Origin of the sequence: Pseudomonas sp. THAF187a, assembly GCF_009363395.1 — a bacterium.
Lineage (GTDB): Bacteria > Pseudomonadota > Gammaproteobacteria > Pseudomonadales > Pseudomonadaceae > Aquipseudomonas > Aquipseudomonas khazarica.
In genome coordinates, this window is record NZ_CP045349.1 from 3,761,527 (window position 1) to 3,773,118 (window position 11,592).

The 11,592-nt window shown below is 61.1% G+C and carries 7 protein-coding genes; 4 read left to right on the plus strand and 3 right to left on the minus strand.

The features are described 5' to 3' along the window. Positions 1 to 4: 4 nt before the first annotated feature. Together FIV02_RS17480 and FIV02_RS17485 are read left to right on the plus strand one after the other, a co-directional pair. A complete protein-coding gene (locus FIV02_RS17480; protein WP_152489341.1) occupies positions 5 to 1,414 on the plus strand; it encodes a DNA polymerase Y family protein in 1,410 nt (469 codons plus the stop codon). After that, positions 1,411 to 4,479 carry an error-prone DNA polymerase gene (locus FIV02_RS17485; protein WP_152489342.1) on the plus strand — a complete coding sequence of 1,023 codons (3,069 nt, stop codon included), beginning with the start codon at positions 1,411 to 1,413 and terminating at the stop codon, positions 4,477 to 4,479. The genes FIV02_RS17480 and FIV02_RS17485 overlap by 4 nt, the downstream gene beginning before the upstream one ends. A 141-nt stretch (positions 4,480 to 4,620) precedes the next feature. Here the strand turns inward: FIV02_RS17485 and FIV02_RS17490 are convergent, their stop codons facing one another. Next, positions 4,621 to 5,649: a DUF4238 domain-containing protein gene (locus tag FIV02_RS17490; protein ID WP_152489343.1), complete on the minus strand. Its 1,029-nt coding sequence runs from the start codon at positions 5,647 to 5,649 to the stop codon at positions 4,621 to 4,623. A gap of 176 nt (positions 5,650 to 5,825) precedes the next feature. Here FIV02_RS17490 and FIV02_RS17495 point away from each other — a divergent pair, with 176 nt between their 5' ends. Then, positions 5,826 to 7,775 (plus strand): ATP-binding protein, encoded by a 1,950-nt coding sequence (locus tag FIV02_RS17495; protein ID WP_152489344.1) that lies wholly within the window; start codon positions 5,826 to 5,828, stop codon positions 7,773 to 7,775. Between the two features lie 261 nt (positions 7,776 to 8,036). Here the strand turns inward: FIV02_RS17495 and FIV02_RS17500 are convergent, their stop codons facing one another. Both FIV02_RS17500 and FIV02_RS17505 read right to left on the minus strand, forming a co-directional pair. After that, positions 8,037 to 9,707, minus strand: a complete 1,671-nt coding sequence (locus tag FIV02_RS17500) for an alkaline phosphatase D family protein (protein WP_152489345.1) — start codon at positions 9,705 to 9,707, stop codon at positions 8,037 to 8,039. Positions 9,708 to 9,989: 282 nt separating this feature from the next. Then, positions 9,990 to 11,180, minus strand: a complete 1,191-nt coding sequence (locus FIV02_RS17505) for an SRPBCC family protein (protein ID WP_152489346.1) — start codon at positions 11,178 to 11,180, stop codon at positions 9,990 to 9,992. Between the two features lie 121 nt (positions 11,181 to 11,301). Between FIV02_RS17505 and FIV02_RS24840 the strand changes: the two genes are divergently transcribed. Next, positions 11,302 to 11,517, plus strand: a complete 216-nt coding sequence (locus FIV02_RS24840) for a helix-turn-helix domain-containing protein (RefSeq protein WP_172979172.1) — start codon at positions 11,302 to 11,304, stop codon at positions 11,515 to 11,517. Positions 11,518 to 11,592 lie beyond the last annotated feature (75 nt).

Genomic DNA, 11,592 nt, shown 5'->3' on the forward strand with positions numbered 1-11,592 from the left:
GCACATGCTCTGGGCCTGCATCCTGCTGCCGCAACTGGCCATGGACGGCGTGCTGCGCCAGCGCAGCGACAGCGAGACGCCACTGGCGCTGCTCAGCGGTTCGCCTCAGCGCCGCGTGCTGCAGGCCGTCAACCCGGCCGCACGTGCGCTCGGCCTGAAACCGGGCCTGTCGCTGACCGCCGCGCAGGCCCTGACGCACGACTTCGCCACCTGCGAATACGACGCCGGGCAGATCGAACGCTGGCACCGCTTCCTGGCGGCCTGGGCCTATGGTTTCAGCGCCCAGGTCAGCCTGCACTACCCACGCTGCCTGCTGCTGGAGGTGCAATCCAGCCTGGGTCTGTTCGGCCCCTGGCCATCCTTCGAGGCGCGCCTGCGCACGGAGCTCGCCGCCCTGGGTTTTCAGCACCGCATCGCCGCCGCTCCCAACCCGGCGGCGGCACGCGTGCTGGTCAACGTCGGCGACGGCCTGCTGGCCAGTGATGCGCATGGCCTGCAGCAGCTGCTTGCCCCGCTGCCGGTGGATCGCCTCGGCCTGAGCGCCACCGCGAGCAGCGCCTTCAACCGCATGGGCCTGAGACAGCTGCGGCAACTCTGGGAACTGCCGCGCGCCAGCGTGGCCAGGCGCTTCCCGGCCGAAGTGCTGGCGCAGCTCGACACCCTGCTCGGACAGCGCCCCCTGGCCCTGGAGTTCTACACACCGCCGGATGTCTTCGACACCCGCATCGAACTGAACTTCGAAGTGGCATCGCACCAGGCCCTGCTCTTCCCGTTACGCCGCCTGACCGCTGACCTCGCCGCCTACCTGGCGGGCCGCGACAGTGGCGTGCAACGCTTCGCCCTGCACCTGGAACACCGCACCGGCAACGAAACCCGGGTGCAGATCGGCCTGCTCAGCGCCGAGCGCGACGCCGGCATGCTCTTCGAACTGACCCGTGGCCGGCTGGAACACCAGCAACTGCCCGCGCCGGTCCTGGCGGTGCGCCTGGTCGCGCGCGAACTGCCCGCCTTCGCCCCGCAACATCATCAGCTGTTCACTGAACGCCCGCAGCAGAACCAACCCTGGGAACAGCTGCGCGAACGCCTGCGTGCCCGCCTCGGTGACGAGGCCGTACATGGCCTCGGCGCGCGTGCCGATCACCGCCCCGAACGCGCCTGGACGCAGGAACCAACCGCTGCAGCGCTGCCCGCCAGTGCGCCGCGCCCCGGCTGGCTGCTCGCCGAACCACAGGCGCTGCAGGAGGCATCGCTGCGCATCCTCTGCGGCCCGGAGCGCATCGAATCCGGCTGGTGGGACGGCGACGACATACGCCGCGACTACTACGTCGTGGAGACCCGCAGCGGCCAGCGCGGCTGGGCCTTCCGCCCGGTCGGCAGCAGTGGCCCCCTGCAGTTGCACGGCTGGTTCGCATGAACGGCTACGCCGAACTGCATTGCCTGTCGAACTTCAGTTTCCAGCGCGGCGCCTCCAGCGCCCAGGAGCTGTTCGAGCGTGCTGCCCGCCTCGGCTACCGAGCCCTGGCGATCACCGACGAATGCACCCTGGCCGGCATCGTGCGCGCCTGGCAGGCGGCCAAGAAACAGGACGTGGCCTTGATCGTCGGCAGTGAAGTGCTGATCGAGGGCGGCCCCAAGCTGGTGCTGCTGGCCGAGAACCTGGCGGGCTACCAGGCCCTCTGCGGCTTGATCACCCGTGCCCGACGGCGGGCCGCGAAAGGCACCTACCGCCTGTTGCGCGAAGACTTCGAGGCCCCGCTCGATGGGCTGCTGGCGATCTGGCTGGAAGCCCAGGATGCCCAGCCCCTGCCCTGGCTGCGCAGCTGCTTCCGCGAGCGCCTGTGGCTCGGCGTCGAACTGCACCGGGGCGCGGACGACAACGCTCGCCTGCAGCGACTGCTCGACCTGGCCCGTACCTGCTCCCTGCCTGCCGTGGCCTGCGGCGACGTGCACATGCACGCCCGTGGCCGCCGTGCCCTGCAGGACTGCATGAGCGCCATCCGCCAGCACCTGCCCGTGGCCGACGCGGGCGCCTACCTGTTCGCCAACGGAGAACGCCACCTGCGCCGGTACGAGGAACTGGCCGAGCTGTACCCGGGCGCCCTGCTCGACGAGACCCTGCGCATCGCCGAACGCTGCCGCTTCGAGCTCGGCCAACTGCAGTATCGCTACCCCCGCGAACTGGTGCCTGCGGGCCATGACGCCACCTCCTGGCTGCGCCATCTGGTCGAACGCGGTGCCTGCTGGCGCTGGCCAAAGGCCGTGCCCGAACGGGCGCGCGCCCAGCTGGAACACGAACTGAGCCTGATCGCCGAGCTGCAGTACGAGAGCTACTTCCTCACCGTCCACGACATCGTCCAGTTCGCCCGCGAGCACAGCATCCTCTGCCAGGGACGCGGCTCGGCGGCCAACTCGGCAGTGTGCTTCGTGCTCGGCATCACCGAACTCGACCCCACCTGCAACCGGCTGCTGTTCGAGCGCTTTCTCTCACGCGAGCGCAACGAGCCGCCGGACATCGACGTGGACTTCGAGCACGAGCGCCGCGAGGAAGTCATCCAGTACGTGTTCCGCCGCTACGGCCGCACCCGCGCGGCACTGACCGCCGTGGTCAACACCTATCACGGCGCCGGCGCGGTGCGCGACGTCGCCAAGGCGCTCGGCCTGCCACCCGACCAGGTCAACGCGCTGGCCGACTGCTGCGGTCGCTGGAGCAACGAACCACCCTCGGCCGAGCGCCTGCAGGAGGCCGGATTCGACCCGCACAACCCGCTGCTGCGCCGGGTGCTGGTGCTGACCGGTGAGCTGATCGGCTTTCCTCGCCACCTGTCACAGCACCCCGGCGGTTTCGTGGTCTCCGAACACGCCCTCGACACCCTGGTACCGGTGGAGAACGCCAGCATGGCCGAGCGCACCGTCATCCAGTGGGACAAGGACGACCTGGACCTGGTCGGCCTGCTCAAGGTCGACGTGCTCGCCCTCGGCATGCTCAGCGCCCTGCGCCGCTGCTTCGCCCTGATCGAGCACTACCGTGGCACGCTCTGGACCCTGGCCACCCTGCCCGCCAACGACCCGGCCACCTACGCCATGATCAGCCGTGCAGACACCATCGGTGCCTTCCAGATCGAATCCCGCGCGCAGATGGCCATGCTCCCGCGCCTGCGCCCGCAGACCTTCTACGACCTGGTGATCCAGGTCGCCATCGTCCGCCCCGGGCCGATCCAGGGCGACATGGTGCATCCCTACCTGCGCCGCCGGAATGGCGAAGAGCCCGTCGACTTCCCCTCGGCGGAATTGAAGCCGGTGTTCGAGCGCACCCTGGGCGTGCCGCTGTTCCAGGAACAGGTGATGGAACTGGCCATCGTCGCCGCCGACTACACGCCCGGCGAGGCCGACGAACTGCGCCGCAGCATGGCCGCCTGGAAGCGCCATGGCGGGCTCGAACCACACCGCCAGCGCCTGACCTCGCGCATGCTGGAAAAGGGCTACACGGTGGCATTCACCGAGCGCATCTTCAGGCAGATCGAAGGCTTCGGCAGCTATGGTTTTCCCGAATCCCACGCCGCCAGCTTCGCCCTCCTCGCCTACGCCAGCTGCTGGCTGAAATGCCACGAACCCGCCGCCTACGCCTGCGCTCTGGTCAACAGCTGGCCCATGGGCTTCTACAGCCCCGACCAGATACTGCAGGATGCTCGGCGCCACGGTATTCAGGTACGCCCGGTCGACGTCCGCCACAGCGACTGGGACTGCAGCCTCGAAGCCAGCGACGGCACGCAGCCGGCCATCCGCCTGGGGCTGCGGATGATTCGCGGCATGCGTGAAGAGGAAGCCCGACGGATCGAGACGGCCCGCCAGGCCGCCGCGTTCAGCGGCGTGGAAGACCTCTGCCGCCGCGCCCGCCTGGATGCCAGCGCCAGCGAACGCCTGGCCGATGCCGGCGCCCTGAGCGGCCTGGTCGGGCACCGCTACCAGGCCCGCTGGGCCGTCGCCGGCGTCGAGGAACAACTACCGCTGTTCGCCCGCATCGCCGCCCCCCAGGAAAGCGCGCTGAGCCTGCCCGAACCCACGGTGGGCGAGAACCTGCTCACCGACTACGACACCCTCGGCACCACCCTCGGCCCCCATCCCCTGGCTCTGCTGCGCGAAACGCTGCGCGCCGAGCGCTGCAAAAGCTCGCACGACCTGCAGGCGGTCGAACACGGCCGCGCCGTCAGCGTCGCCGGCCTGGTGATCGGCCGGCAACGACCGCAAACCGCCAGCGGCGTCATCTTCGTCACCCTCGAAGACGAGTTCGGCATGATCAACGTGGTCGTCTGGCACGACCTCGCCGAACGCCAACGCCGCGTACTCGTGCAGTCACAACTGCTGCGCATCGACGGCCACCTGGAAACGGTGGACGGCGTACGCCACCTCATCGCCGGCCGCCTGATCGACCTGACCCAGCTGCTGACCGGGCTGGATATACGGAGCCGGGATTTCAGGTAGTTGCAGTGGTTAGGAGGTTGGCTGCTTTCGGCCAAAAGCGGACGATCGCTCAGGACTTAGCCTGCATCAATTGAAACCTTTTGATGCCTACAAAACCCGGTTCGTTTCAGATCGCTGATACCTTCTGGTCTCTGGGAGAGATCAGCTTTGCAGCTCTCTCTCAGCTTGGGACTGCTCGTGGTGCCAGCGCTGCCAGAATGCCTGCTCGTTCTTATGAGTGGCCGCGCAGACCCGCCTAGGTCGTATCAAGTGGATATCACTAAGTTCATTGGAGAACACATAGCGATCCGCGTGCTCGATGATGATCTTCCTCATCAGATGAGCTGTCGCTACGTCCACCTTGCTACCCCGCAATACGGGCCGGCTGCCGATGCAGGTATAAAGGAGGTGCTTCGGGCTCAGAGGGAGCAAAATGATCCCACCCCTATTGCCCCATCCCCCATTGAAGTCGTATCTCCCTGAGTCATGGAGATTTAGGCGGATGAGTGGATCATCAGATGTGGGCCAAGACACACCTACAGGGGCATCCAAGATCGTCCAGTTCTCAATCGGCAAACGGCTTAGAGTTGTCGAAAGGGAGTGCTTCATCTGCCAAATCCAGAGCTGCCTCCCAACAACAGTCTCTGCCCTTATTTGCCCACCTCCCTCTGGCAGCTCCTCGATGGATACTTTGAAGATCGAAGGCGCGTCATCGTGGGCATCATCAGCTAGGCGCGGTATCGACTCCCCTCGCGCGACTGTGTTCTCCAGTTCCTGTATGGAGCGCTGCAGGGTCGTATCAATTAACTCCTGTAGCGTTACTTTCTGACGGATAATGAACCGCCTGAGTTGGGCTGGTGTACGAACATCCAATGCTCCTGCGAAACGCACCAACCTCCTCCAGTGCTCTGGCTCCAATCGCTCCTCGTGAACAACTCGCCGGATCGCCTCTTCCGCAGGGTTCTCAAACTCACTGTCGAGCCAGCGCTCAAACTTATCCGTCTCCTCTTGCCCAACAAGGTAGGTATAGAGGTGCTGGCGGTAAGCGATTCCCTTCAAGGATTGCCTTTTCCACAGGGGGACCTTCTCGTTTGGAACCAACAGGCGGTAGGTGGGAATCAGCCCTTCATGCGACCACTGCTTCAGGTACAGCTTGGGTACGTAGTGGTTGTCTTTGCGCAATTGGTGCATGGTCAAGCCTTGTCAGTTGGAGGATCAGATACCCCCGGAACCCTAGCTCAGCTGCTGAAGCGTCTCGCGTAGTCTATTCGGTGAGATCAAACGACGGCATTGATACTCACTGAGGTAGGATTGTCCGCAAACACTCGCAAACGCTCAACGATAAGCACCGCCCCAAGGAGGGAACCATGCCCGAACAAACGCGTCATCTATCGCTGTTCGAGGAGGACTACCTCTTACGGGAACTTGGGCCAGTTGCCCATGTACCTCAAGTCGCTCTTACCGAATTGGTCGCAAATGCTTGGGACGCGGGAGCGAGTAAGGTCGAGCTATTCCTCCCCTCCGAGCTCGGCGGCACGCTCACTATTCTTGATGACGGCCATGGCATGACGCCGGAGCAGTTCAGCAATCGCTGGATGATGCTCCGATACAACAGGCTGAAGCATCAAAGCTGGAAAGTAGAATTCCCGAAAGGCAGGAGTGCAAAGCTTCGGAAAGCCTATGGCCGCAATGGTGTAGGGCGCCATGGTCTTCTTTGCTTCGGTGATGAGTATCTTGTCGAAACCTGGCGCGACGGAACACTGAGCAAATTCGTCGTAGGCACTGAATCTGGCCCAAGCCCGTTTGTCGTTCGATCAGAGGAGTTCAATAAGCAGGAGGGCTCTGGTACTAGGCTCCGCGTGACAGTCGTTCGCAAGCTTCCTGATGCAGCGGAGATCTCGACTGTCCTAGCAGCACGCTTCATCCATGACCCCAGCTTCCAGATTCTCGTGAACGGCACCCCGCTGACACTTGCCAAGCTTGAAAAATACGCGAAGGAACAGACCATTTCTTTGAGTGAGGGTCGATCTGCGCGGGTGATTGTCATTGACTCAACACAGCAGAACCACTCGTCTATCCATCAAGGTGTAGCGTTTTGGGTAGACCACCGTCTTGTAGGAAATCCATCTTGGGCGATTGGCCAAGTAGCGAACTTCGATGGCCGCACTCGATTTGCTAAGCGGTACAAGGTCATCGTGGACACCCATGGCTTTGATGACCATGTCCATGCGGATTGGACAGGGTTTAAGACGACACCAGCTGTGGAAGAGCTTTTCAAGGCCGCCTCACTACACATCACTCAGGTCGCCGATGAGCTCGCCGCAGAGGTGGTTGAAGCAACATCGGAAGACGCCCTTGTTCAGAATCGCTCTGAACTTAAAACCCTCGGGCAAGGTGCGCAACTTGAGGTGACCGAATTCACGAAGGCGGTTGCCCAAGCCCACCCGTTGATTTCCCCTGATTTCCTGGCGACGGCGGTCAAAGCCGTGATCAATCTGGAGAAATCCAAAAGCGGTGCGTCGCTCCTTCAAAAGCTTGCCAAGCTATCAGCGACAGACGTGGAGGGACTTGATTCCCTGCTGGCCGATTGGTCGGTCAAAGACGCTCTGCGTGTCCTGGATGAAATTGATGGCAGGCTCAGCGTCATTGAGGTCATTGCAAGGCTCGCTGATGACCCCGATACCGATGAGCTCCATACCCTTCACCCGCTGATCCTGAGATCTCGATGGCTCTTCGGCCCAGAATTCGAGTCGATGGAATACTGCTCGAACATGACCCTGCGGAGCGTAGCTAAGCAACTTTGGGGTAACACAGGCGCTTCATTTATCAATGAGAAGAAGCGGCCTGATGTCGTTGTTCTTCCAGATCAAAGCACCCTCCAACTGGTCGGCATTGAGGGGTTTCAAACTCAAGATCCAACTGTCGCTCAGATGCAAAATATATTGCTGATTGAGCTCAAAAAGGGCGGTTTCAAAATCAATCGTAAGGAGGTGAATCAGGCTGACGAATACGTTCAAGACATTGCGAACTCAGGCTTTGTACACGGCGCGCCGTATGTGACCGCTTGGGTGGTGGGTCAATCCATTGCGCCTGGTGTGGGGACGGACAAAACAGTCGGCGACGAGAATCGCCGTTATGGCCAAGTCAGAGCTACAACATACGGAGCGTTGGTAAGCACCGCCAATCTCAGACTGATGCGATTGCGTAAGACTTTGGAGAATCGCTACGACAACCTCCAAACCGACGCGCTTCTCGCCAAGGTGCTGTCGGTGCAGGAGCAGGGAGATCTCGATCTAGGCGAGGCGGTAAACGCCTAAACTGAACATGTGGAAGTTCATAGCGTATTCAGTGACAGAGAGAGGAGCTTTTGATGCATCCTCTCACCGCTGAAGAGCACACGCATGCCGTCGCCCCTTCCTTGTGACCAATACAGACGTTATTCAACACCTGAACCGGCACTTAAGACTGTCCGCTTTTGGCCGATAGCAGTCGCTGGTGACAGGCCGCTTTCGGCCACAAGCGAACAGCCACACAGTAAATAAATTTGTCCCCTTTTCCGGTCCGGCGGCCACCGTCTCTCACGGATACAGGATGTGCACTCGCTTCAGCTTGATCACCGCATTATCAATTTCGCCAGATTTACCATAGAGGTCCCAGAATAACTGCGATTTTCCGTTGACCTTTTGATATTTCATCAAACTGAAATTACGCCCCGGAAATACGTCGCCGAGCCGCTCATAGTCAATATCCATATCCGAATTGGAAAGTTTTCCGCGATTCTTGACGATAAGCTTCAGTAACCCCCCAGGTGTCTTGGCATAAGTTATGGCACTCGATGTAATTTGATAGAGACGCGCGCCCGGATACTGTCGACAGAACAGCGAGAACGATGCGCCGACATGGACATCACCACTGAGAAAGACCACTGGTTTTCCGGTGTTCTGTGACAATGTGAAGCACTCTTTCAGCAAGCGGTTCCGCTCATGCTGGTTGCTGTAGTGATCCCACTCGTCCCGAAGGTCGTCAGCCAGGCCCAAGGCGTTGATATCAGCGACATTGACGATATAGTCGTTGGCATGAATGACAGGTACCGGTGATACTAGGAAGAAGGCATCCTCGTTATTGTCAGGTGCGCTTAACCAACTCGTGAGACGTGCCCACTGGTCATCACCAAGAACAGGGTTATAGGCAGGATTGGCTTTCTGTGCCGGGTCGTATCGACGATGCCCGCGCATGTCCATGACAAAGAAAGACAGCGGCCCCCAACGAAACGTGTAGTCCCATTGGCAGTCTTCTGCCTTGGGACCGAATGGCGTGTGTGGATTGTGGGAATGCTGGTACTCGTAATAGACCTGCCGCGCGCAATAGAACATGTTACGGGCCAGGGTCAGATTGGTGGCTGTGTTCTGCCACTGAAATATCGTGTCCAGCTTGTCTGCTAATTCAGCATCAGTGTAAGAGCCCCATCCATCCATGATCTCGTGATCATCCCAAATCATGTAGTTGGGGTAGGAGCGATACACCTGCTTGGTCGAGTTAGCGCCCCAATATGAGCGATAGATGTCACGGTACCAGGAGAGCATGACATCTCGCTGTTTGCTATCACTCAGTTGAGCTACCTCTTTGAGGTGCTTGACGAGCCAGCGCCAGATGTCAATGCTCTTGTCTCCATCGGTATAGACTTGGTCTCCGCCGCCAATCAGAAAGTCCGAGTCGTTGTCCTCTAGGACATCCGCAAACATGGACCACATGTCCATGTTGTAAGCATTGCCACCCTTAAAGGGCATGTGACAACTGTAGAAGCCAAAAACACAGCGCTCGACGTCGGCAGGCTGCGTGCAGAAGGATAGTTGTGCGTCCCGGCCAACCTCCCAACGCTCAGAGCGTTTTTTGAGCAGACTGAAAAGCCCGTAGTAATAGCGTGTCCCGGCCTTCAAGTTGTCGAGGTCTATCACACCGGTTACATCGGTACTGTATTTCAGTGAGATCTCATGCAACTCACCAATCACAGTCGTCAAACCTGTACTGTCCTCCACGCGTAATTGCTGGCCATGTATGTCGTAGGGTTGGCCGCTTTCTGGCAATGGATTGGTGGAGACAATCAGGTAGTAATCTCCCGGTGTATGGGCGCGCACCCAGATACGAGCAGTGTTGGTCGTGGTGTGGCCAACAATGGCCCCAGCAAACAATCTCGGCAACGCAGAAGCGCGATCTTCCTTGTCATAGAACTTGAGATGATCATTGCTCATGAAAACCCTCCTGGTTTTTTGGGTAGCTGAGCGAACAGGGAGACAGGTTCATTTATCGGGATGACTGCGCACTTCTCGCTGCAAACGACCGGCTATAAAAGGCTGGTCCAGGCCGATAGCTAATCGTATTGCGCACTTTTACAACATCGTAGGAGGCCAGATGACTGCAGATAAATGCCTGGTCCCAAGAAGCGAGCGCTCGGGTACTGAGCGTAGCCCAGCCACCGTCCGGGCACACAAGTCCAGGGAACACCGCTCATTCCGTACTGTATCCCTCGCTACTCAGACCTGCCTGGCGACGACCATCTGCTCGACATCCATCGCGCGTTCGTATTCGTCGTGCAGCCAGGTCAGGGCCGATTCGAAGCGGCCGAAGTGGACTTCATCGACCACCCCGCTCTGCATGTTGGCCTGGATGGTTTCGCCAAGCACCCAGTCTTCCATGAGGATCTTGTTCACCAGGTTGTGGTTGGTCTCGTGCCTGCGCAGTTCGTCAGCCGACCATTCGCTGCCGCCGTCTTGCGGGCGATCGACCAGCAGCACTTCTTCGATGCGGGTTTCCCCGACCGCCAGCGGCACCATGCGGATCAGCGAGATGTTGTCCGGCTGGGCGAGCAGCAGCACGGTGGGCGACAGGGTGTAGATGATGTTGGCCATCCGGCGCATGTCCCATTGCGTCTCGGGCAGGTCGGGCGCCTCGAGCAGCGGCTTCTTCGGCAGGATCATGCGCATGTACAGGCCGCCCCAGCTCTCCCAGGTGGACAGGTTGCCCAGGAAGAACGGCGCCAGGGTGTGCTTGTGCGCCACGTTGAAGTGGTAGGCCTCGATCCCTCCCTCGAGCAGGACCTTCCAGTTGGCCTTGATCACATAGCTGCGGCGCTTGTAGACCTGCTGGTTCTCGATATCCAGGTAGCGCATGCCGGACAGCATCTCTGCGCCGAGCAGGTCTTCAGGTACCTGCCGGTTGCGGTCCGGATGGACGAAGACGATGCCACCGATGACCCGGCTGGGGAACTCGATCAGACCCAGCCGGCCCTTATCCAACCCGACGAAACCACGCTCGAAATCCGGCGCGCCAGCCAGCTGGCCTTGGCTGTCGTAGGTCCAGGCGTGGTAGGGGCAGACGAACCTGTTCCTGCAGCCGCTTTCGCCATTGGCCACCAACCGTGCATTGCGGTGCCGGCAGGTATTGGCGAACACGCGCACCTGACCGTCCGCGCCACGCACCATCAGCAGCGACACGCCGTCGAGCCAGTCCAGAGCCAGGTAGTCGCCCGGGTTGGGCACCTCGTTGGCGGCACCGACGGCCAACGGCTGGTTGCGAAAGATCCGCTCTTTCTCGCGGGCAAACCACTGCGCGCTGGTGTAGCGCTCGGTGGCGTGGCTCCGGGTCGTCTCGTGGTACTGGGTTTCGCCGCGTGCGTGGAGTTCCAGCAGTTGCGCGATCAGGCGAATCTCGGTGGCTCTGTCCATGCTCGGTCCTCTCTGGGCGGCCTTTGTGGATGACTCGCGGCACCGGGTCGGGCCGATGGCGTTCACTCTAGCAAGGCAAAATCGACCAAATTCGACCTCTGCGGACGTATTCTCGACGCAAATGGACAACCCTTCGCGCGGGCCACTTCGCGCGCAGCACCGCCGAGAGCAACACAAGATCGCCCGGCGCCTGCTGCAGTCCACCGACCTGCAGATACAGCAGGTCGCCGAGCAGGCGGGCTTCGCCTCGGCCACCGTGTTTGGCCGTTGCTTCAAGCGCGCCTTCGCGCAAACGCCACGCGCCTACCGGCAATCGCTGCCCACCACCCGCCAGTGAGGCCCGTCAGGCTGACGCGCGCAGTTGCCTCACGACGGGCCGTGTCAGCCTGCTCCCCTGCCCCCCGATGCCGCC

Bases quoted from the DNA above. Each gene is read 5' to 3' on its own strand.
- FIV02_RS17480 (WP_152489341.1), top strand. From the start codon at position 5: ATGCTCTGGGCCTGCATCCTGCTGCCGCAACTGGCCATGGACGGCGTG.
- FIV02_RS17485 (WP_152489342.1), top strand. From the start codon at position 1,411: ATGAACGGCTACGCCGAACTGCATTGCCTGTCGAACTTCAGTTTCCAG.
- FIV02_RS17490 (WP_152489343.1), bottom strand. From the start codon at position 5,649: ATGCACCAATTGCGCAAAGACAACCACTACGTACCCAAGCTGTACCTG.
- FIV02_RS17495 (WP_152489344.1), top strand. From the start codon at position 5,826: ATGCCCGAACAAACGCGTCATCTATCGCTGTTCGAGGAGGACTACCTC.
- FIV02_RS17500 (WP_152489345.1), bottom strand. From the start codon at position 9,707: ATGAGCAATGATCATCTCAAGTTCTATGACAAGGAAGATCGCGCTTCT.
- FIV02_RS17505 (WP_152489346.1), bottom strand. From the start codon at position 11,180: ATGGACAGAGCCACCGAGATTCGCCTGATCGCGCAACTGCTGGAACTC.
- FIV02_RS24840 (WP_172979172.1), top strand. From the start codon at position 11,302: ATGGACAACCCTTCGCGCGGGCCACTTCGCGCGCAGCACCGCCGAGAG.